At 37.9% G+C, this 20,629-nt stretch carries 21 protein-coding genes and 1 tRNA gene; 6 read left to right on the top strand and 16 right to left on the bottom strand.

What is annotated here, in order from left to right; genetic code table 11:
* Positions 1-7 precede the first annotated feature (7 nt).
* The 10 genes from AB3217_RS03510 to cdaA all read right to left on the bottom strand — a co-directional run bounded on the left by AB3217_RS03510 (position 8) and on the right by cdaA (position 11,183).
* On the bottom strand, positions 8-730 hold the full coding sequence (locus AB3217_RS03510) for a GntR family transcriptional regulator, LSA1692 subfamily (protein ID WP_068808185.1): 723 nt from the start codon (positions 728-730) through the stop codon (positions 8-10).
* Between the two features lie 258 nt (positions 731-988).
* On the bottom strand, positions 989-1,612 hold the full coding sequence (locus AB3217_RS03505; protein WP_367365681.1) for an ATP-binding cassette domain-containing protein: 624 nt from the start codon (positions 1,610-1,612) through the stop codon (positions 989-991).
* Positions 1,613-1,616: 4 nt separating this feature from the next.
* Positions 1,617-3,602 carry a DUF1430 domain-containing protein gene (locus AB3217_RS03500; protein ID WP_367365680.1) on the bottom strand — a complete coding sequence of 662 codons (1,986 nt, stop codon included), beginning with the start codon at positions 3,600-3,602 and terminating at the stop codon, positions 1,617-1,619.
* 245 nt (positions 3,603-3,847) lie between these two features.
* A tRNA-Asn gene (locus tag AB3217_RS03495) sits at positions 3,848-3,919 on the bottom strand.
* Positions 3,920-4,014: 95 nt separating this feature from the next.
* Entirely contained in the window at positions 4,015-4,320 is a 306-nt protein-coding gene (locus tag AB3217_RS03490; RefSeq protein WP_068808189.1) for a hypothetical protein, read from the bottom strand.
* A gap of 421 nt (positions 4,321-4,741) precedes the next feature.
* Positions 4,742-5,806 carry a glucosaminidase domain-containing protein gene (locus AB3217_RS03485; protein ID WP_057784325.1) on the bottom strand — a complete coding sequence of 355 codons (1,065 nt, stop codon included), beginning with the start codon at positions 5,804-5,806 and terminating at the stop codon, positions 4,742-4,744.
* 242 nt (positions 5,807-6,048) lie between these two features.
* The gene (gene glmS / locus AB3217_RS03480) at positions 6,049-7,869 is read right to left on the bottom strand and encodes a glutamine--fructose-6-phosphate transaminase (isomerizing) (RefSeq protein ID WP_057784324.1); all 1,821 of its coding nucleotides are present in this window, start codon (positions 7,867-7,869) and stop codon (positions 6,049-6,051) included.
* 228 nt (positions 7,870-8,097) lie between these two features.
* Positions 8,098-9,456 (bottom strand): phosphoglucosamine mutase, encoded by a 1,359-nt coding sequence (glmM, locus tag AB3217_RS03475; RefSeq protein ID WP_260274855.1) that lies wholly within the window; start codon positions 9,454-9,456, stop codon positions 8,098-8,100.
* Positions 9,457-9,483: 27 nt separating this feature from the next.
* Positions 9,484-10,335 (bottom strand): YbbR-like domain-containing protein, encoded by an 852-nt coding sequence (locus tag AB3217_RS03470; RefSeq protein WP_057784322.1) that lies wholly within the window; start codon positions 10,333-10,335, stop codon positions 9,484-9,486.
* Positions 10,332-11,183 (bottom strand): diadenylate cyclase CdaA, encoded by an 852-nt coding sequence (cdaA, locus tag AB3217_RS03465; protein ID WP_057784321.1) that lies wholly within the window; start codon positions 11,181-11,183, stop codon positions 10,332-10,334. The genes AB3217_RS03470 and cdaA overlap by 4 nt, the downstream gene beginning before the upstream one ends.
* A gap of 131 nt (positions 11,184-11,314) precedes the next feature.
* Here cdaA and AB3217_RS03460 point away from each other — a divergent pair, with 131 nt between their 5' ends.
* On the top strand, positions 11,315-11,959 hold the full coding sequence (locus AB3217_RS03460) for a DUF1361 domain-containing protein (RefSeq protein WP_367365679.1): 645 nt from the start codon (positions 11,315-11,317) through the stop codon (positions 11,957-11,959).
* A 146-nt stretch (positions 11,960-12,105) separates the two neighbouring features.
* Here the strand turns inward: AB3217_RS03460 and murB are convergent, their stop codons facing one another.
* Positions 12,106-13,005 carry a UDP-N-acetylmuramate dehydrogenase gene (gene murB, locus AB3217_RS03455; RefSeq protein WP_068808210.1) on the bottom strand — a complete coding sequence of 300 codons (900 nt, stop codon included), beginning with the start codon at positions 13,003-13,005 and terminating at the stop codon, positions 12,106-12,108.
* Positions 13,006-13,033: 28 nt separating this feature from the next.
* Entirely contained in the window at positions 13,034-13,948 is a 915-nt protein-coding gene (locus AB3217_RS03450; protein WP_260274854.1) for a Gfo/Idh/MocA family protein, read from the bottom strand.
* 169 nt (positions 13,949-14,117) lie between these two features.
* On the opposite strand from AB3217_RS03450, the gene AB3217_RS03445 reads away from it, so the two are divergent.
* Positions 14,118-14,654, top strand: coding sequence for a 3'-5' exonuclease (locus tag AB3217_RS03445; protein WP_367365678.1), 537 nt, complete (start codon positions 14,118-14,120; stop codon positions 14,652-14,654).
* Here AB3217_RS03445 and AB3217_RS03440 read toward each other — a convergent pair.
* From AB3217_RS03440 to AB3217_RS03430, 3 genes are read right to left on the bottom strand one after another with little or no spacing between them, the layout of a single operon-like run.
* Positions 14,647-15,156: a GNAT family N-acetyltransferase gene (locus AB3217_RS03440; protein ID WP_260274853.1), complete on the bottom strand. Its 510-nt coding sequence runs from the start codon at positions 15,154-15,156 to the stop codon at positions 14,647-14,649. The two genes, AB3217_RS03445 and AB3217_RS03440, sit on opposite strands and share 8 nt — an antisense overlap.
* Positions 15,153-15,623 carry a tRNA (adenosine(37)-N6)-threonylcarbamoyltransferase complex ATPase subunit type 1 TsaE gene (tsaE, locus tag AB3217_RS03435; RefSeq protein ID WP_057784309.1) on the bottom strand — a complete coding sequence of 157 codons (471 nt, stop codon included), beginning with the start codon at positions 15,621-15,623 and terminating at the stop codon, positions 15,153-15,155. Before tsaE ends, AB3217_RS03440 begins: the two co-directional genes overlap by 4 nt.
* 3 nt (positions 15,624-15,626) lie before the next feature.
* Positions 15,627-16,349, bottom strand: a complete 723-nt coding sequence (locus AB3217_RS03430) for a uracil-DNA glycosylase (RefSeq protein ID WP_057784307.1) — start codon at positions 16,347-16,349, stop codon at positions 15,627-15,629.
* Positions 16,350-16,482: 133 nt separating this feature from the next.
* Between AB3217_RS03430 and AB3217_RS03425 the strand changes: the two genes are divergently transcribed.
* The 4 genes from AB3217_RS03425 to AB3217_RS03410 all read left to right on the top strand — a co-directional run bounded on the left by AB3217_RS03425 (position 16,483) and on the right by AB3217_RS03410 (position 20,109).
* Positions 16,483-17,355 carry a Cof-type HAD-IIB family hydrolase gene (locus AB3217_RS03425; protein ID WP_057784305.1) on the top strand — a complete coding sequence of 291 codons (873 nt, stop codon included), beginning with the start codon at positions 16,483-16,485 and terminating at the stop codon, positions 17,353-17,355.
* A 24-nt stretch (positions 17,356-17,379) separates the two neighbouring features.
* On the top strand, positions 17,380-17,964 hold the full coding sequence (locus AB3217_RS03420; RefSeq protein WP_068808222.1) for an LURP-one-related/scramblase family protein: 585 nt from the start codon (positions 17,380-17,382) through the stop codon (positions 17,962-17,964).
* Positions 17,965-17,978: 14 nt separating this feature from the next.
* Positions 17,979-18,545, top strand: a complete 567-nt coding sequence (locus tag AB3217_RS03415; RefSeq protein ID WP_367365677.1) for a GNAT family N-acetyltransferase — start codon at positions 17,979-17,981, stop codon at positions 18,543-18,545.
* A 133-nt stretch (positions 18,546-18,678) separates the two neighbouring features.
* Positions 18,679-20,109, top strand: a complete 1,431-nt coding sequence (locus AB3217_RS03410) for an APC family permease (protein WP_068808230.1) — start codon at positions 18,679-18,681, stop codon at positions 20,107-20,109.
* 44 nt (positions 20,110-20,153) lie between these two features.
* Here AB3217_RS03410 and smpB read toward each other — a convergent pair whose 3' ends face one another.
* On the bottom strand, positions 20,154-20,627 hold the full coding sequence (gene smpB, locus AB3217_RS03405; protein ID WP_367365676.1) for an SsrA-binding protein SmpB: 474 nt from the start codon (positions 20,625-20,627) through the stop codon (positions 20,154-20,156).
* Positions 20,628-20,629 lie beyond the last annotated feature (2 nt).

Genomic DNA, 20,629 nt, shown 5'->3' with positions numbered 1-20,629 from the left:
ACCCTCCTCAAAGTTTGTGGCGAATCAACGTCGTTTTAAAACGATATTTGTCGGCACGATAATAAGAAGTATCTAAAAATATTGGTTTAGCTTCCGCGGTGTACGTAACCGACTGTACCTTTAGAATCGGACCACCAACTGAAACATGAAGTAATTTTCCAATATGGTCTTTAGCCAAAACAGCTTCAATTTCTTGTTGAGAATATGCAATTTTTTCCTGTTTCTCAATAATTTTAAACAGCGAGCCTGTAAAATCTTTTTTTGACAATCCTTTTACTAATGGTTCAGGTATATATATCTGTTCAACTGTCATTGGTTCGTTATCCCAATAGCGGCATCTAACCAATCTATACACTGAAACTTCGTGATTCTTGTTTATTTGAAGCATATCCAGAACATTTTTAGACGGATGGCTTACCTTTGCATAGGAAATCACTTCTGTATGACTATCTCTGCCATATGCTTGGGATGCTTCAGTAAATCCTTGAAGTCCTAGGCGTCCACTTTCGATTTTAGGTGCGTCAATCACATAAGTTCCCTTTCCTTGACTTTTAACCAGAACCTGAGATTCAATTAGTAGCGCAATAGCTTTACGAACTGTCAAGCGACTAACTTGAAATTCATCAGCAAGATCATATTCAGAAGGTAACTTTTGCTTTGTGCCATACTCACCATCATCCACGCGCTGTTTGATTATATCCGCCACATACCGAAATTTTGCTTTTCTCATGCCACACCTCCAATTTAATCAAACTAGTATGTACTGTTTAGTATATACTAGCATGATACATGCAAAAATTCGAGAAAAATGATGCTACGATTACTATTAAAAAAAGCACTCGCAAACTAACAGTTTACGAATGCTAAAAATGATTATCTAGCAAATTTAACTTTTACATTATAAAAGTGCAAAACCGATTTCAGAACTCTTTTTACTATAGTTTATCAAGAATTTATTGTGTCAAATAGTTTTTTACGAATTTACGTGTTACTTAAAATCAGTAATTCTTACACATTCGTCGACGGCTGCCTTCACTTGGTCATCATGAGTTGCAATAATAACGATTTTTCCTGAATTCGCCATTTCACGTAAACTATCAAGCACTAGTTGACCATTGGCGTGGTCCAGTGCTCCTGTTGGTTCATCTGCCAGAACAATCAACGGGTCCTGTAAACTAAGTCGTGCCAAGGCAACCCGTTGAGCTTCTCCACCAGATAGCGTAAATATTTTACGAGTTAAATAGGTATCATCTAATCCATATTTTGACAAATGTTCTTGTAGAACATTGGTTCGATAATGTTTCACAATATTAAGATTTTGGGCAACAGTTTCTTCATCGACAAGCGCATAATTCTGAAATAAATAACCAATATACCGACGAAAATATTTCAAACTTGGGATAGTTTTGATGTCTGTATCATCAAAACTGATTGACCCACTGGTTAATTTTTCTAATCGGCCGACACTATTCAATAGTGTCGTTTTGCCACTTCCAGATGGCCCAACGAGTGCGTACATTTTGCCAGTCTCAAACTGATAGTTAACGTTTCTAAAAACATGATACTGATCAAAGCTTTTACTACATCCACTAAGTTTTAAGTAACTGATCATTGTCCTATTCTCCTTTAATTGCTTTATTAATGTTCAAATAACGGTTTTGAATACCCAATATTAACAATTCACTAACATTGGATAGTACTAGCAACAGTATCATAACCATCATATTGTGGGTCACTGCCCACACGACGAAGGATTCAAAAAAGCTTAATGCAAAATTCAAGACGATGAATTTCCCAAAGATACCAATGAAGTGGCTCCCCAATAGTCGTTTAATGGCTATTTTCTTGCGATTGTTACTAAAGTAAATGCTATTAAACGAAATGTTTTCAAGCACAATGATTGCTAGTATAATAACCAGGACCATTATTGAGATTGCTAGTTTGCGACGAACTAAGGCTAGTTGTTTCATTGCATAGCTCTTTGTGTTAACAATGCCACCGATGTAACGAGACATTCCTGATTTTTGAATTCCTTTCCGCATGACTGCGACACTTGGACTAAGAAAAGCTTCAGTTGAGAGGTAGCTTGACCAAATACTATTTGCGTCTGTATTTTTCTTACTGATTCCACCCAAAGATTCATTTGTTAAAACAAGGACAACTGCAGATTTTACATAGCCATTATAATAGCCCATATCCAGTGCATCCGCACTGTAAGTAAACAAGTGCTGTGCATTTTTAATTTTGATTGGCTTAATGAGCAGTTTCTTTCCGGTTTTATTTTCTGCACTGTTTAGCCATAGTTCGCTACGATACTCCCGCAAAATTTGTTTACGATTGGCATATTGTGCTTCAGGAATTAAAACGTACGTTGTGCTTGTTTTGTTTGATATTTTAACTCTTTTACCATTCGAAGCAAAAACTGAATTCATTTTTAAATAATTGGGGTTTACAGTCAAAACATGACCATTTGTAGAACTCATAACATCCGTTTTGTCAGTTCCCCATCCTTGATAGGCCGCAAGCATCCCTCCATGATTTGCTAAATAATGGAATAGAGTGGTAGAGCCATGTTCAAGAAATATATCTTCTTTTTTTGTAGTATTAATTGGAGAAATGTTGATAGTATAGTAAGTTTTTCCATGCATCCAAACTGATAATTGATCACTTAATTGATGATTCTGTTTTAGTGTTCCCAGTAAAGTCACGAAAGTCATACAAGCAAATATTTCCACGACAATTTTAATAATCATATTAATATAAAAAGCAAGCCTATTTTTAACATTACCTTTGATGGCACCAATAATGGTTCGTTCAGAATGTGAATGGGCCCTTAAGATAGCAGCTACTCCAGTTACCAAAATAACTCCTAAGTATAACAACAATGCAAAATAAGCCATGATTCGATAACAATTCGTGAACTTACTTATCCACATATAAATTATCAGCACAACAATGCCAAGTAAATAACTACTTAAAAAACAGCCTTGATCATCTACAAAAGTGTCAAACGCATCATCAAAATTCGACATGCCCAACAAATTACGAACATTGGCTTTTTTTAAGTTATGTAAATTAGCCAAAATAATAACGATTCCCATTACTAAAAAAACCAATATTAGAATACTAGATATTTGGGTGGTATTCAGAAAATTAGAAATATTCCAATTCCAACTCTCGTTGATTTGGGCGTACTGGATACCATTACGTTTAAACATTCGTTGAATCGAACCCTGACTAACATGCCCGACAAAGTAAAGGGGATAACGAATATCACTCGTTTGCATCTCTTGTTTTGAAGCAAGCGATTCTTTAGGCACTCTGGCCTTTCCATAAACGTACATTTTAGTTTGGGTATTTCCTGTATCGTTTACGGTTTGCACATTAAACACCTTTATAGCCGAAACATGATGTTTGTTGGTGTAATTTGTAACCACCCTATTAAACTTTTTACTATCAACCCCACCCTGCATTCCATTGATTTCATACGCGGTACGACTTGATTCAATATATGTCGGTGCCGTCGACTGAACAAAAGTAAAAAGTACGAGTAAACAAATGATACTGACCATCCAAATCGTGATACGTCTAATTCTATTCACTTTAATTACTCCCCCGAGAATTTTATATTTGAGGACCTAAATTCACAAAAACTGAATATGGTGGATCTGTAACTACATAAATTCATAATAACTACTACTCTGAAAAATTTTAGCTCACTTTAGTTTAGCAGTTACCAACTCAAATGAAAATGTTACTATGCCAATGACATTCAAAAGACTGGAAAATAAAAAAGGTCGTTATATCAACGTTTTACCGTTGTATAACGACCTCAAAATCATATATACTGCTCCGGCTGGGCTCGAACCAGCGACCTCTTGATTAACAGTCAATTATTCTACCACTGAACTACGGAGCATTACTATGTTTATATTTATGTCATGAAAACCACAGACTTGTCAACTAAATTTTAATAATTGATGCCCAGATAGTCAGTTTTGACCGGAATATAACTTATGAAATATGATTTTCTTTTAAAACAGCATTAAAATCCGTCATAATCTTATCGTCTTTTTTCCATTCTTCCCAATGATCCATATCTTCTTCGGGCACCTGATAGCGTTCGTTAATATAATCCTCATAATTCACAACATGAGCAGAATGTGGAATGTTCAATTGCAAAATTCGAACTTCCTTAATAAAATGACGTTCCGCTGCTAATTCAGCGCGCCCATTCATGATCATGTTTGCAATCTCTGTATATTTTGAACCATCATTACGCGTAATTTCTTCAATTAATGTAAATGTTTGTTGTCCCATCAGTATCATTCCTCCACCATTAAGTATAGAGGACAAACAATCTGTGAAGCAAGTGATTTTCAAAAAGAAAAAAAGAGTGTTCTGAATTTCCGTTCAGAACACACCTTTTTGGCATAAGAGAGAAAGAAAATTGATTAAAGGTAGAGGAGATGCACTACTACCTTTCAAAGGTAATCATACCTTTTTATGTAAGCGGTGTCAAACTATTTTTTTAAAATATTTAAAGGGTAATAAAAAAGGACCAGAATGTAATTCTGATCCTCACCATCTGATGTATACATCGTAGAGATGTCCCTCAACTATGTTCATTTGGGGTAAACAGGAAGAGGAAATAAATAAATGGTAATTACAATATACCTCATTTTCTCATTTTAGTCTACAGTGTTTTTAATTTTTGCTCATACTTCTTTAATAAATTGTGTTAAGCATCAACCACATTAGTTAAAGCACCACCATAAATCCAACCAATTTGCTTACTACCAATATAGCAACGATAATATGGTGTCCTAGTTCCGACGCGGAGGGCTTGCATATTAATTGTCACATTCCGATTTTTATACGTCTTACCATAATGAAGTCGTTTAGTCGCGTAAACACTATAGGTCAAATGGTTATAAAAATCATTGGAAGGTGCCGCACTCACTGTGGCTGTCTTTTTAACTGTCTTATACCTTGCGACCTGCACAACGGCAGTAGAATAAATCCAGCCAATTAATTTTCCCTTATAATAGCAGCGATAGTACGGTGTTTTAGCTCCACGCTTAACACCTTGGTTATTAATCGTAATTGTTTTTCCTTTATAGGTTGTTCCATAATGCTTAAGTTTATAGGCATACGTACTACCGGGAATATGTGTATAGAAATTATGACCAGGCTTTAATCTGACCTGCATAGTTAGTTTCTTTGTCGTATATTTAACTGCGACTCCATCAACCAACGCATGCAAATTGTATCCCTTGATAATGCTAATTAAAGACTTCGCATAGGAAGGTGCAGTTGCATAACGACCAGTTAAGTAATTAGCTGCAGCTTCAGGCGTTGACGCGTTTTCTTTCCAAGTTCCTTTGTAATAGGAACTGTTCCACGCCGTTCCATAACGAAGCACTTTCCCGTTATCATTCAACGATGCCTTTACATTAGGATATTTTCGGAACTTTGCGTTTGTATAGTAAAGCTTGCCTGATGAAGTGTACTCAGCCGTCCGCATCGTCACCGATTTCCCGTTATATGTACCTTTAATTCCAAAATAATTATTACCTTTGACCGCCAATTGACTTTGTCCCCAAGCACTTTCACAGGCTGCTTGAGCCATCATCAAAGATCCATATAAATTATATTTATTGGAAACTGTTTTAACATCAGGTGTTAACCGCGAAATAAACGCCTGTGGTGAATCTGCATGAACCGCTTTTGTATGTGTGCTAAAAACAGCAACCGCCGAAAGTAATATTAAGAATGAAACAAATGTTATCCATCGTTTATGCATACTGCTTCCCCCGTATCTTAGTCATCTTAAATATAAGTATATAACTTAAATCCGGAAAAATTAATGCCTTTAATTGTATTGAAACATCCAAAAATTACCGACATTTGCTAAATCCCTACAAATCAAGCTTCTTCAAGGCTCATATATTGATTGTAACTAAAACTTAACATTTAAAAGAAAGACTTTTCCACAAAAAAAGAGTCTTACCAAACGATGGAAATGGTAAGGCACTTCATTCTTCTTTATTCTACTGTGACACTTTTGGCTAAATTTCTTGGCTGATCAACATTGTATCCGCGCTCTAGGCTGGCATAGTATGCTAACAATTGAGCGGGAATCACACTTATTAATGGCATGAGTAATTCAGAAATTGTTGGGATCACGATTTTATCATCAGGTTTGGCTAATTCTTCGGAAACAATTGCCAACACTTGAGCCCCACGCGACTTCACCTCTTGGATATTACTTCGTGTGTGACTAGCCGTTTTCCCCTGCGTAATAAGCGCGATAACTGGCGTTTGATCTTCAATTAACGCAATTGTGCCGTGTTTTAACTCACCTGAAGCAAAGCCCTCAGCCTGAATATATGAAATTTCTTTGAGCTTCAATGCAGCTTCTAAAGCAACAAAGTAATCCACACCACGACCAATATAAAACGCATTGCGGGTTTTAGCCAAATCTTCATGGGCAATCTCTTTGATTTTCGCTTTTTCGTCTACAATGGCTTGAATTGCATTTGCAGCCAAACTCAATTCTCGCTGCAAGTCAAAGTTCTTCGCAACCTCAACACCACGTGCCATTCCAAGCGCTTTAGCCACAACGGCTTCCACAGCAATTTGAGCAGTATATGCTTTCGTTGAAGCTACAGCAATTTCTGGACCTGCGTTCAACAACAATTGATAGGTGGCTTCTCTGTATAACGTTGAGTTTTCAACATTGGTAATCGTTAAACTTGGTGCGTGCCACTCTTCATTGACGCGAACCAAAACTTGCCTACTATCTGCTGTTTCTCCGCTTTGAGTTAAGAAAATGAAAAATGGATGTTTGGAAAGCATTGGATCTGCATAAGCAAACTCAGAGGCCAAAACCACCTCGGTAGGAATCTCAGTCAACTTTTCAAATAATTGTTTGCCAACCAGGCCAGCGTGGTAACTTGTTCCTGCGCCCACGATGTACAAACGATCAGCTTGTTTCATGGCTTCCAATAAATCGGGAGAAATCGCAGGTTTGTCGCCAGACTCTAGATATGCTTTTTGAATTCGATGTAAAACTGCAGGCTGTTCATCGATTTCTTTCAACATGTAATAAGGATAGGCACCCCGATCCGTTTCCTTTGGATCCAAATCAACGTGGAAAGAGTCCCGTTTTACTTGCTTCCCAGTTTGATCCGTAATTTCAACTGCCTGTGGCGTAACAACCACCATTTCCCCATCGTGTAATTCCAAAAAGTCTTTGGTGACATTCAACATAGCGAGTGCATCGCTGCAAACAACATTAAATTCATCACCTAGTCCAATTAACAAGGGACTTTTGTTTTTTGCAACATACAGGGTATCTGGTTCTTCATGGTCCATTAATAAGAAAGCGTAAGAAGAACCCTTCAATAAACTCAACGTTTTTTTAAACGCCTGTTTTGTTGTCATGTTTTCTTGAACGACAAAGTGATCAACAAGTTGCACAACCACTTCAGTATCTGTTTGACTTACAAACTCAACATCACTTAAATACTGTGCTTTTAATTCCTCATAATTTTCAATCACACCATTATGAACTAAATAAAAACGATCATCTGCAGAAAACTGTGGATGCGCATTTTCGATACTTGGCACTCCGTTTGTTGCCCATCTTGTATGACCAATTCCAGCAGTTCCCTTAATCTCAGGGGTTAATTTAAGTTTCAAATCTGCAATTTTTCCTCTTGCCTTAACTAAATGAGCTTGTTTTTCTGCAGTATTTACATAAATTCCGGCAGAATCATAGCCTCGGTACTCCAATTTTTCTAATCCAGAAATCAAAATTTCGACTGTATCTGTTCTTCCTGTTACACCGACAATTCCACACATAGCTGACATCCTTTACAAATAAGTTATAATTGGTATATATAGATAATTAAAATTGGTACGCTTGAAACATCTATAAATTTATCGCTAATTAAAAGGATTGTCAACTGTTTTAATCATATTTGGTTTATTTAGTTCTCTAGATTGGTCTATTTTAGTATTGGGACAAAAAAATAGTTACTGTTATCGTTTTTAAACTTCTCGATAACAATAACTACTCATTTTTTAATTCTAAGCACCAACTTCTTCACGCACGACATCTACAATGCGATCAACATATGCAGAAACTTCTTCCTTGGTAGAAGCTTCGGCCATTACTCGTAATAGGTCCTCGGTCCCACTTGGGCGAACTAACACACGACCTTCGCCATTCATTTCTTTTTCGACCGTTTTGATGATTGCCTGAACTTTTTCATTATTCAAAGCGGCCTTTTTGTCTTGGACTTTTACATTAACTAATTTCTGTGGATAAGTTTTAACTTCAGCTGCTAACTCAGATAACTTTTTGCCAGTCTGTTTAACGATATTCATTAACTGTAAGGCAGTCAGCATCCCGTCACCAGTTGTATTAAAATCAAGGAAAACAACGTGACCAGATTGTTCACCACCAACGTTATAGCCATTTTTTAACATTTCTTCAACCACATAACGGTCACCAACTTGTGTTTGCACGGAGTGAAGACCATTTGCTTCAAGTGCCTTGTATAGGCCTAAATTACTCATAACAGTTGTGACCACTGTGTCTTTCTTGAGACGACCACGTTTGCTGAGATATTTTCCACAAATGTACATGATTTTGTCGCCATCAACGATATTTCCCAATTCATCTACTGCGATACACCGATCACCATCACCATCGAAAGCGACCCCTAAATCAGCGCCTTTTTCGACAACAAATTTTTGTAATTGCTCCGGATGAGTAGAACCCACATTGGCATTAATATTCAAGCCATTCGGCGAAGTGGCCATGGTATCAAAATCTGCACCAAGATCGGCAAAAATTTGAGAAACAAAACCACTAGTGGCACCATTAGCAGAATCTACACAAATGTGCAAACCGTCCAAATCATCTGGGATCGTTTGTTCTAGAAATTGGGTATACTTCAAAGCGCCTTCTGGATAATCATTTTCAGTTCCTAAGCCTTCAGCAGAAGGACGTGGTAAGTCATCGGTTTCTTTGTCCAAGAGAACCTCAATTTCACCCTCTAGTTCATCAGAAAGTTTGTAACCATCTGCACCAAAGAACTTGATTCCATTATCCTGTACAGGATTATGTGAAGCTGTGATCATAACACCCGCATCGGCTTCTTGTTTTCGAACTAAGTAAGCCACCCCAGGAGTGGTCACAACCCCCATATTTAAAACTTCAATTCCGACTGATAAGAGACCGGAAATCAAAGCTGTTTCAAGTAATTGTCCTGAAATTCGTGTATCACGGGAAACCAATACCCGTGGTTGTTCGTTTTTATTTTCAGCGTGCTGGGTTAAAACATAGCCTCCCGTTCTTCCTAATTGAAAGGCCATTTCAGGCGTTAAGCTTTCATTTGCTATTCCTCGTACACCATCAGTTCCAAAATATTTTAATGCCATAATTTTCCTCATTCCTAACTTTTGAATTTAATTACTTTTTGAACTTGTACTACTTGATGAAGTTGAACTCGCCGAACTAGTTTCTTGGGACGAACTTGATGAACTCTTAGTCCGTTTATTATCAGCCTCAGTACTAGACGACTCTTCATCTGATCCACTGCTTGATGAACTCGTCGATTTTTCGACAGGCACGGTCACACTGACTGTTTGTGGACTTAGGATAACATTTACTGTATCGCCAGAATTATCCAGTGCCTGTAACAACACTTGACTTGTCACATCCTGTTTTGTGTTGTTGGGTAAATTAACCTTAGCCACAACTTGTGTAATTCGATTGATTTCTGAAACCGAACCTGTTGCCGAAACTGTCTGGGAACGTAAAATGGCAGCCTTGCTTTCATACCCTTTTGCAATCGCGTCTTGATTAATTTCTGGCTGAATTGCAAATGTCTTCGTTCGTCGATTGGCGATTGTCACCTTAATCGTTTCAGGTTCAAAACTGTATGAAAGTTCTTTGTTCAAACCTTCTTCTTTAATCCGAACCTTATGCTCACCAAGCCCCAGTTTTCGAAGAGAGACATATGCCTTAAAATTCTGTGTGTTAGTAGTGGTTGTGACCAATGCACTTGGCCCAGTAATTTTAATTTTTACTTTTGAGGGATACCCGCTAACCAAGTACTTACTACTGTTTACGTCCAATTCAAGGGGAACCGTTAATGTTTTTGATTTATTTGCCATCAGCGCCGTGTCACTGGAACCGCCACTAGTAGAAACGTTGCCTGAATTCATTCGATCTGATTTCACGTAAAAAAAGAGAAGAACTGCTAAAACTAACGCCAAAAATCGGTAAACCCAACGTTCTGTCCAAAATTTTTTCATTTTTTCGGACCCCCTTTGAAGAAGGAAGTAATGCCCTCCAAGAAGTCTTGAATAACATTGTGATTTTCTGGTACCTCATCACTGAGAAACTGATCGCGGAAGTAACGCAGATAATCTTCTTGTGTCATATTACGCAATAATTCATTATCTTTTGTAATAGAAATTTCACCAGTTTCTTCAGAAACCACAACCGTAACGGCATCCGTAACTTCACTAATACCAACTGCCGCTCGGTGTCGTGTGCCCAATTCTTTAGGAATCATCGTACTTTGTGATAAAGGAAGATAGGCAGCCGCAACAGCTATCTTATTATCCTTAATAATAACTGCCCCATCATGAAGTGGGGTATTAGGAATAAATATATTGATTAGTAGTTCACCAGTAATATCGGCGTCTAGCGCAATCCCAGTTTCAATATAATCCTCTAACCCCGTATCCATTTGGATGGTGATTAGTGCCCCAATACGCCGCTTTGACATATATTGAATGGCCTTATCAAGCCCTGCAATCATATGTTTTTCAGCTTCATTTTGAGTTTTGTTTTTGACGAACATAGACCCACGGCCCAAGTGTTCCAGTCCACGCCGAATTTCAGGCTGAAATATGACAACCATGGCAATTACACCCCAGTTGATAACTTGATCCATAATCCATGAAACGGTGCTTAATCCAAGAAGGACACTCACCACTTTGATCAAGATAATGACAATTATCCCTCGAAAAAGTTGAACGGCTTTTGTTCCCCTCAACAACATGATTAATTCATAAATCACAAACCAAACCACGAGGATATCGATTAGGTTCATAAAGTTATGTAAAGTAATCAGTCGATCCCAAGCAAAATTCATTTGTTTTTTCCTCCAAACCAATACAAAAATAATTATAGCACAGAGACCCTTAAGAAAAACTTCAGAATCCGGTCATTTTATAGCAAAATATTCTTTCCATCTGCTACAATAAACCTAGCGAGGAAAACACTATGACTACAAAGACAAAATGGATAATTCGACTTTGTTATGGCTTGGGTTTACTATACATTGCTTTTTTTGTACATCCACCATATCATTTTTTGCTTCTCAACACTTTTTTAGCGTATATACCAATTGAATTTGCCTTTCACATTGGTTCAAATCGACCAAAAAATTCACTCTTTTTTTGGTTAGTTATTTTATTGTGGTTACTATTTTATCCAAATGCGCCTTACCTATTAACGGATCTTTTCCATCTCAGTTTGTTGCATCCTTACGCTGATACAGGCTTAATTCGTTTATCAATTTCAATGTGGATTTATTATATTTATATGTTACTAGCTGTCATCCCCAGCGTCATGCTTGGCATGTGGAGCATGACTCAGGTCACCAGATCAATTGTCAAACGTTACCACATTCATCATCGGATCGTCGAAATGGGAATTGTAGGCGTCTTTACAACTCTATCTTCCATCGGCATTTTCATTGGCCGTTTTTTACGTTTACATACCATCTACCTCTTGATTAGTCCTGAATGGGTTTTAAAACCAATCTTTAACATGTGGTCATTACAAATGTTGGCTTTCGTATTTTTAATGACCTTACTTCAAAGTATCATCTATGTGGTTCTCCGCGTAATTCGAAACACAAATTAAAAGAGTGGAAAATAGGAGATTTGGCAATAAAAAGCAAAAAAACCGCAACAAAAATTACGCTTTTGTTGCGGTTTCGTTGTGTTTCCCGAATATTATTTCTGAAACATCAAAAATAAGATAATCTCTGCCACTTAATTTTCATGACTTTATTTTTCACCGATAATGCGTACTTCTGTTTGTAAATGAACCCCAAACTTTTCAAAAACGGTATTTTGAACATGATGAATAACATTGAGATAGTCCGTGGCAGTTGCCCCACCCACATTAATAATAAATCCTGCATGTTTCTGGGAAACTTGTGCACCACCAATCTGAAAACCTTGAAGGCCAGATTCATGAATCAATTTACCGGTAAAATAGCCTGTTGGTCGTTTAAACACACTCCCACAGGAAGGATACTCCAGTGGCTGTTTAGAGGCTCTCAATCGATTTAATTCATCCATCCGTGACCTAATCTTTTCTGCATCCCCAGATTTCAAATTAAACGTTGCCGATAACACAATATCATCATAGTCTTGAATACTACTGTGACGATAACCAAAATCCAATTCATGATTAGTGAGCGTTCGGATTTGACCTTGACGTGTCAAAATTTTAGCCTCACTAACGACTTCACTAATTTCGCCACCATAAGCCCCAGCGTTCATGAAAACAGCGCCACCGACGCTACCTGGAATTCCTGCAGCAAACTCTATTCCTGTTAGACCAGCTTGGTAGGCAACTTCAGTGGTCTGAATCAGCGCAGCCCCGGCTTCGGCAACGACCTGGTTTCCAGTCACCTGAATTTCTTTCATTTTTGTAAGGATGACCGTCAAACCACGAATTCCGCCATCTCGGACAATTAAATTACTTGCATTTCCCACAACTGTCAATGGCATTTCCTGTTGATTGGCCCAGTCTAATAATTGACTTACCTGCTCTACAGTTTTGGGGAAAGCTAAGTAATCGGCTGGTCCACCCGTTTTAGTATTTGTATACTTTGACAGTGGCTCACGTTCTAATATTTGAATGTCTGGAAATGTTTCAGTTATCGTTTGCAAAATCATACGAGTCCTTTCAATTTACGATTAAATTCTATTTTAACACTTCAAATTGACGAACAGCATCCCGACAAATACGATGACTCTCGATTGCAGATTCCGGCGATACCGGATTGGCTTGCTGACCATCTATTGCGGCCAAGAATTGACGAATCAATGGATCGAAACCTCTTGTGACCAAAGTTGGTTGCCAATCTGGAGAGGCTATTTTTTGTTGCCCTTGCGGCGTTTTCAACGTATAGTTCTGACAATTCTCGACTGTGGCTAGTCCTCTCTTAGTTTCAAGTGAGGTTGTTTCCTCATTTACGCCACCGATTAAATTAATCTCGGCAGTTGCTAAGCTATGTTTGGTTTTTAGTGACACAATGGCTTGATGTAAATTACTATTTTCGGTAAATAGAGTAGTTTCTTGGCTTTCAATTGGTTCATCTAACAGAAAATTAACCGTATCAACCACATGAATTAGCAAATCATAAATTGCAAACTTTGTTTCTTGTGCGCCATTTTCACGAATTTTTGTACCACGAATCACCTGCTTATTAGACAATTCCTTTAATTTCTGATTCATTGGCACAAACCGACGATTAAACCCACAGGTTAAAATCAGTTGACGCTCTTTTGCCAGTCGATATAGTTCCTCAACCTCTTCAAAGTTTTCTGAAACTGGTTTGTCCACGTACACGTTAATATTGTTCTCTAACAAAGCTTTGATAATTTGATAATGGGTAGCTGTTGGCGTATGAACAAATACTGCAGCTGGTTTTTGAGCAATTAATTCTTCCACATTTCCTTCACCATGAGTTATCCCATACTGCCGCATCAATTTTTGTCTTTTATCTGCGTTGCGAGTGCAAAAATGCCATTCATAAGTATCCTGTAGCGACGTGATGACCGGCAAATAAGCCTTTTGAGCAATATTACCTAGACCAAGTACTCCAATTTTTTTCATATTGCGATCCCCTATCATACCTTTAATAAACTCACACAGAGTTAATACTATCTTTATAGATTGCTTCAGATTATAATAAAACCACTAGAAATACTTGGTTCTAATTATTATTCATGACCAGTTTTTCTAACTACTTCTAAATTAATCATTTTCGAAAGGACTTTTTGTTATGAATTTTGTTGCCATGGATTTTGAAACAGCCTCTCCCAAACGGTATAGTGCCTGTTCCTTAGCACTAACAATTGTGCGCAATAACCAGGTTGCCGATGAATTTTATTCCCTTATTAAACCAGATACTGAGTTTAATTGGCGAAACGTTCAAATTCATGGGATTCATGAAGAAGATGTCGTTGATGCACCGAGTTTTCCAGAAATTTGGCAGGTTATTAATCCCTTTTTTCAGACCAATCAACTGATTGTGGCTCATAACGCGCCATTTGATAACGGTGTTTTAAAAAGTTGTCTTGAACATTATGAACTTCAGCGTACTCACTACCTAACTTTGGATACGGTGCGCTCTAGTCGTAAATTTTTCCCGGAATTTGAGAACCATAAATTAGACACAGTTTGCACCCACTTGGCCATCGAGCTCAATCATCATCACAATGCGTTAGACGATAGTCTAGCCTGCGCCAATATTTTGTTATATGAAGCAAATAATTTTGGTGCAGAACAGTTAAAACCGTTTGTGCGGATGATTAACTAAATAAAAGCTGCATATCTACTGTTGCATAGGGGATTCCATTTTTATCATGGAATCCTATTTTGTTACGCTGAATGTCTTTGAAACCTAGTTTTCGATAAATGTGATAAGCTCCCTGATTACGTTCCTGAACTGTTAACATTAATCCTGGTAACCAGCTAAACGACTCACCCCAAGTAATGGTTTCTTCAACTAGCGCGGTTCCCAACCCTTGATTCCAAAATGACTTCAATACGGCAACGCCTACTTCTCCTAATTCAGTAGTTTCGTCCTTCATCACTGAAGCTAACCCAATTGCATGTCCCTGATATTTTGCCAACAGAATCAAGTTTTCACGACTCTGTTGAATCAGTTCAAGTTGCTTTTCTTCAGTCGCTGCTGTCAATTTGTTTAAATCATCTTCAACCGTAAATGTTTCCGTTTCTTGATCTAGTTGTTTCAATAATTTCAATACTTCATCTGCATCTTCTCGGGTGGCTTCAACAATGGTCACTTCTTCACTCATTCAAGAACCTCTTTCAGTTGAGCTACCAATTCTTCATAATGCTGGCCTTGAGGCTCAAAAGTTAAAATTCGTTGATCATCATCGTCGTCATTACGAGCAATTTTTAGTTTTAAGTAATCATCTGGTAAATAATCACGAATATATTGAGACCATTCAATCACAGAAACACCGCCACCAAAGAAATATTCATCCCAACCAAGGTCATCGCCACCACCATCTTCAAGGCGATAAACATCCATATGATAAAGTGGCATCCGTCCTTCGTGATATTCATGAATAATCGTAAATGTGGGACTTTTTACATAGCGCTTAATTCCGAGTCCTTTTGCTAATCCCTTTGTAAAAGTCGTTTTACCCGCACCTAAATCGCCATCCAGTAAAAGCACATCGTTGGGTTCAAGAATGGGGGCAAGTTGAGCACCAATTTTTTCAGTCTGTTCTGCATCATTTGTTTTGATCTTAAACATGAGCTACCTCGTTTGCTGATAATTATGTTTTGCGTCCTCTGAAAGTTCCACATGCTCTGGTAACTGCCAGTCAATTGGCTCTTCACCTAAAGCTTTTAAAGCCGCGTTCGTTTTTGAAAAAGGATGAGAACCAAAAAAACCGTGGTAAGCAGAAAATGGACTTGGATGGGCAGATTTAATAATAATGTTTCTTTTCGTATCAATTAAGGAAATTTTTGCTTGAGCCGCCTTTCCCCACAAGATAAATACAACTGGCATTTCACGTTCCGAAAGCTTTTGAATCGCAACATCCGTTAGTTGCTCCCAGCCTTTACCTTTATGTGAAAATGCCTGCCCATTGCGGACTGTTAATACCGTATTCAGCATTAACACACCTTGTTTGGCCCATTTCTCCAAATAACCATGTGAAACTGGCTTAATGCCCAAATCATCTTGTAATTCTTTATAAATGTTTTGTAAGGAAGGTGGAATTCGCACACCAGGTAAAACTGAAAAACTCAAGCCATGTGCTTGATGAGGTTCATGATAGGGATCTTGCCCTAAGATAACAACCTTAACCTGATTAAAAGGTGTCCATTCAAATGCTTCAAAAATATGAAACATATCAGGATGAATGAGCTGTGTGCGATATTCTGTTTTTAAAAAATCATGCAAATCTTTATAATAAGCCTTTTCAAATTCAGGTCCTAAGACCTCTTGCCAATCATTATGAATAAACGTTTTCATTTTTACACCTCACCTCCATATTCTAGCATAGCCATAATTGATTTAATAACATTAAATCCAATGAGTTATGACTAAAAAAAAACAAGGGTTCATGTTAAACTGAAGATATAAAACCTAACAAGGACGTGAAAATATGATTTCAATAATTGCTTCTGACATGGATGGCACATTGCTCAACGAAAAAATGGAAGTTTCAGAAGAAAATGCTGCAGCAATCAAACAAGCACAAAGTGAGGGCGTTCACTTTATCGTCGCCACTGGTCGCCAGCTTTCTGAGGCCAAACCTTTAATCGAAAAGTTTGGTATTCAAGTTCCTATGATTACCTTAAATGGAGCCGCAGTTTATGATGTTGATGGTAAGGCTTTAGATATGGTTCCCCTTCACCGAGCTACAGTTACTCAAATTATGCGTGAACTAAATTTGGCTAATTTATATTATGAAGTTGTAACAGCCGACGGAGTGGTTTCTAATAGTCGTACCATGCACATTCAAAACTTGGCTCAACTTTTAAATAATCTAAATCCTGACACGCCTTTTAAATTGGCCGTCTCATTGGCTTCTGCTCGGGTTGAATTGATGGATATTTCATACGTGGATGATTATCAGGAACTAATTGATGATCACAACGTTCGAATTCTTAAAATTATCGCATTTGCAAATGAAGGTCCGAAAAAATTAAAGCCAGTTTCAGATAAAATTAATAAAAAAGTGGAAGTTGCAATTACTTCATCTTCTCGAACTAATATTGAAATCAATAATATCCGTGCTCAAAAAGGAATTGCCTTGCAACATTATGCTGACGAATTAAACATTCCTATGTCTCAGGTAATGGCAATTGGTGATAATTTAAATGATGCGTCAATGCTAAGAATTGCCGATACCAGTTATGCAATGGGCAACGCAATCCCGGAAATCAAAAAACTTGCGAATCATTTAACCGTTTCAAATAACGAAAACGGGGTTGGTAAAGCCATTTTGGAACAACTCAAAAGCAACCGCCAATAACGGCCTTGTTATGGGGGTATACTTATGCGTAAGCTTTATGTAAGGAACCAAGATGCAACCAATAAGGGCGCTACCGTTGTTCGTGACGATCACAATAATTCCTGCTATCTGCTGGTTGGAAAATGGGGAATTCGCCATGATGCCCTGTCTGTCTACGATATTCAAGGTGACCTCTTAGCGGAAATCAAACAGACCTCAGTGGGAATTTTCCCTAAGTTTGATATCTTTTTTAACGGTAATAAAATCGGTTCGATCTCTAAAACTTTTGGCCTTTTTCACGAATTCTTGTATATCAATAAACTAAAATGGTTCATCACAGGTAGTTTGCGAACGGGTTCACATCATGTCTACAGTGTCCACAAACGCATTATGACCGTTACTCCTGTCATTTTATATGGTGCTGGTTACAATGAGCTACTTATCACTTCGCAGGCCACAGAGCCTGTTTGTATTTGTTTAGCCGCAATTCTTGATCATTGGACTAAAAAAGATTCCAAAAGTGGTGTCAAAAAGACAGCATCCATCCCTGGATGGCAGTTATCTAATGGTGAAACCAGTTTTAATAACATTCATGAACATAAAAAGAATAAAAATAAACTTACTGAATAAACGGAGGAAAAAACTTGCAAATCCAAGCGGCACAAACAAAAGATGTTCCACAAATTGATGACTTGATTAAAGTCATCCTAGAAGAAATGGAATTGCCTGCTCTTCACGAATTATCGAATTCAAAACTAACCCAGCTTTTTGAAAAGACATTTGCTTCCCCGGAATACCAAGGTGAGCTGGCCAACTTAATTGTTGCGAAAGATCATGATGAGGTTCTTGGTGTCATGTTTGGCTACGTAGGCAAACATGAACAGCAACTATTTGACGTTTTTAATCGTTACTATGAAGAATTACAAATTCCAAAAACAGTCGTCATCTTTTCAGATGCTGAGGCAGATAAAGACGAATGGTACCTGAACTCCTTGTGTGTTGCTGAAACGCACCGTGGCAAAGGTATTGGCACCCAATTGCTCAATTATTTACCGACAATTGGCAAACAAGTCCACACGCACAAAATTGGTTTACTGGTAGATTTTGAAAATCCTGAGGCCGCAAAACTTTATCAACGGGTTGGCTTTAAAAATGAACGCGTCCAAGTGGTTGCTGGTCACCATTACTATCATCTAAAAAAGCAAGTTTAATCTTCAAAAATTAAATCTGAATCACCCTTTAGAAGATTGAGGCAAAAAAATTTATTTTTGTCTCATTTTTTTATAGCGTTTTGGATTTAAACTATGCTAAAATTAAATGATTTTTGAGAATGGAATTTGGAATATGAAAAATACAAAATATATTAGTTGGCCAGTCTTAGGACTTATGGCTTTCGTCAATGTGATCGGCTTTGATGATATTATTTATAACTTTAAAAACCAGGGTCTTGGTGTCATCACAACATGGGTCTTTTTATTTGCTTTATATGTGATCCCGTACGGACTGATGGTTGGTCAATTAGGTTCAACCTTTAGTAAATCTGGTGGTGGCCTTAGCTCTTGGGTACGTGAAACTAGCGGTGACACTCTAGGTTATCTCACGGCATGGACTTATTGGGCGGCCTCAATTCCGTACGTGGTCGATACCGCCAATTCAGTGGTTGTCGCTTTTGGGTGGTTAATCAATGGCAGTAACGCAATGGAACAACATATGTCTAATGCGATGTTTGCTTTGCTCACCTTTTTAGTTTTTATCATTTTTATTTTTCTTCAGAATCACATCAAAAACTCGTTACAGGTTTTAAATGCTTTAGGCGGTGGCGCAATGTTTATTATGACAGTTCTTTTTGTCGTTTTAACGGTGGTTAATCTGACCCACGGCGAACACATTGCTTCCGCGCCATTACATGTATCGACTTTTACACCGAAAATTGATTTGCACTTTTTTTCAACATTAGGTTTGTTAATATACGCCACAAGCGGTTCAGAGCTGGTTGCACCCTATGTTACCCGCATGCGCCATCCAAAACGAGACTTTCCAAAGTCAATTATTATGCTGACTGTGATGGCTGGTTTCCTAACCATCTTTGGTTCGTTTTCACTAGGCGTTTTCTTCAACGATCACCATTTGCCAGCAGATTTAAAGATGAACGGAAGTTACTATGCGTTTGATTTTGTTGGGCGCCACATTGGCTTAGGGCACTCCATGATGTTTTTGTTCTCAATTGCCCAACTACTTTACATGTTTGCTCTTCTAGCCTTATTGCTAGACGCAATGACCCGGATGCTAATCTTAGATACCGGCAAACGCTTCATGCCAAAACAACTATTGAAACTTAATCGAAATGGCCGACCTATTAATGGTTACCTTTTGACTTCTGGATTATCTGGTGGAATTCTACTTATGGGCGTCTTCTTACCGGACATGAATGAAATCTTCAATTGGTTGCTAAATCTGAACGGAATTGTTTCACCCTATGTGACTTGTTGGATCTTCTTTGCTTTCATGCAAGTCAGAAAGAATTCGCAAAAATTTCACTCTGACTACGTGTTTATCAAAAACGATCGTACCGCCTATCTCGTGGCCTTATGGTGCTTCATCATTACGTTTGTCGCCGCAACGTTTGGAATTTTACCTCAGGACGTGTCACCAAGTTCATTCACCTACTGGCAAGAATTAGTTATGAACATTGTCACTCCAGGAATTCTTTTGGCATTAGGCTTGATTATGCCATCAATTGCAAGAGCACAAAGAAAAAAAGAAACACAAAAATAATGGATACCAAAAAAGGGCTGGGAAAATACTTTTCCTAGTCCTTTTTAACGGTATCGTTTCACAGCTTTAGCAATTTCACGTTCTTGGTCGCGTCGTTTCAATGTTTCTCGCTTATCGTATTCATGTTTACCTTTAGCTACCCCGATTAAAATTTTGGCAAACCCATGTTTGATATAAACTTTTAAAGGAACTATTGTGATTCCCTTATTTTGAGTTTGTTCAGCTAACTCAGTGATTTGTTTCTTGTGTAAAAGTAACTTGCGATTACGTAACGGATCATGATTAAACTGATTACCTTCTGTATACTCACTAATGTGAATATTCATCAGGGTTGCTTCACCATTTCGAATTTGGACATAACCATCTTTCAGGTTAATTCGACTAGCGCGAACCGATTTGATTTCGGTTCCCGTCAGGACCATTCCCGCCTCATATGTCTGAGAAATAAGATAGTCATGACGCGCCTTTTTGTTTTGTGCTAAGGCTGAATCTTGCTTCTTCTTTTTAGCCTTTGCCATTT

This window comes from Pediococcus parvulus, from assembly GCF_964063155.1.
Lineage (GTDB): Bacteria > Bacillota > Bacilli > Lactobacillales > Lactobacillaceae > Pediococcus > Pediococcus parvulus.
This window is presented reverse-complemented; position numbering and strand designations above follow the sequence as displayed.

Excerpts from the sequence above, each read along its gene's own strand:
- AB3217_RS03510 (WP_068808185.1), bottom strand. The coding sequence starts at position 730 with ATGAGAAAAGCAAAATTTCGGTATGTGGCGGATATAATCAAACAGCGC.
- AB3217_RS03505 (WP_367365681.1), bottom strand. The coding sequence starts at position 1,612 with ATGATCAGTTACTTAAAACTTAGTGGATGTAGTAAAAGCTTTGATCAG.
- AB3217_RS03490 (WP_068808189.1), bottom strand. The coding sequence starts at position 4,320 with ATGGGACAACAAACATTTACATTAATTGAAGAAATTACGCGTAATGAT.
- AB3217_RS03485 (WP_057784325.1), bottom strand. The coding sequence starts at position 5,806 with ATGCATAAACGATGGATAACATTTGTTTCATTCTTAATATTACTTTCG.
- glmS (WP_057784324.1), bottom strand. The coding sequence starts at position 7,869 with ATGTGTGGAATTGTCGGTGTAACAGGAAGAACAGATACAGTCGAAATT.
- glmM (WP_260274855.1), bottom strand. The coding sequence starts at position 9,456 with ATGGCATTAAAATATTTTGGAACTGATGGTGTACGAGGAATAGCAAAT.
- AB3217_RS03470 (WP_057784322.1), bottom strand. The coding sequence starts at position 10,335 with ATGAAAAAATTTTGGACAGAACGTTGGGTTTACCGATTTTTGGCGTTA.
- cdaA (WP_057784321.1), bottom strand. The coding sequence starts at position 11,183 with ATGAATTTTGCTTGGGATCGACTGATTACTTTACATAACTTTATGAAC.
- AB3217_RS03460 (WP_367365679.1), top strand. The coding sequence starts at position 11,315 with ATGACTACAAAGACAAAATGGATAATTCGACTTTGTTATGGCTTGGGT.
- murB (WP_068808210.1), bottom strand. The coding sequence starts at position 13,005 with ATGATTTTGCAAACGATAACTGAAACATTTCCAGACATTCAAATATTA.
- AB3217_RS03450 (WP_260274854.1), bottom strand. The coding sequence starts at position 13,948 with ATGAAAAAAATTGGAGTACTTGGTCTAGGTAATATTGCTCAAAAGGCT.
- AB3217_RS03445 (WP_367365678.1), top strand. The coding sequence starts at position 14,118 with ATGAATTTTGTTGCCATGGATTTTGAAACAGCCTCTCCCAAACGGTAT.
- AB3217_RS03440 (WP_260274853.1), bottom strand. The coding sequence starts at position 15,156 with ATGAGTGAAGAAGTGACCATTGTTGAAGCCACCCGAGAAGATGCAGAT.
- tsaE (WP_057784309.1), bottom strand. The coding sequence starts at position 15,623 with ATGTTTAAGATCAAAACAAATGATGCAGAACAGACTGAAAAAATTGGT.
- AB3217_RS03430 (WP_057784307.1), bottom strand. The coding sequence starts at position 16,349 with ATGAAAACGTTTATTCATAATGATTGGCAAGAGGTCTTAGGACCTGAA.
- AB3217_RS03425 (WP_057784305.1), top strand. The coding sequence starts at position 16,483 with ATGATTTCAATAATTGCTTCTGACATGGATGGCACATTGCTCAACGAA.
- AB3217_RS03420 (WP_068808222.1), top strand. The coding sequence starts at position 17,380 with ATGCGTAAGCTTTATGTAAGGAACCAAGATGCAACCAATAAGGGCGCT.
- AB3217_RS03410 (WP_068808230.1), top strand. The coding sequence starts at position 18,679 with ATGAAAAATACAAAATATATTAGTTGGCCAGTCTTAGGACTTATGGCT.
- smpB (WP_367365676.1), bottom strand. The coding sequence starts at position 20,627 with ATGGCAAAGGCTAAAAAGAAGAAGCAAGATTCAGCCTTAGCACAAAAC.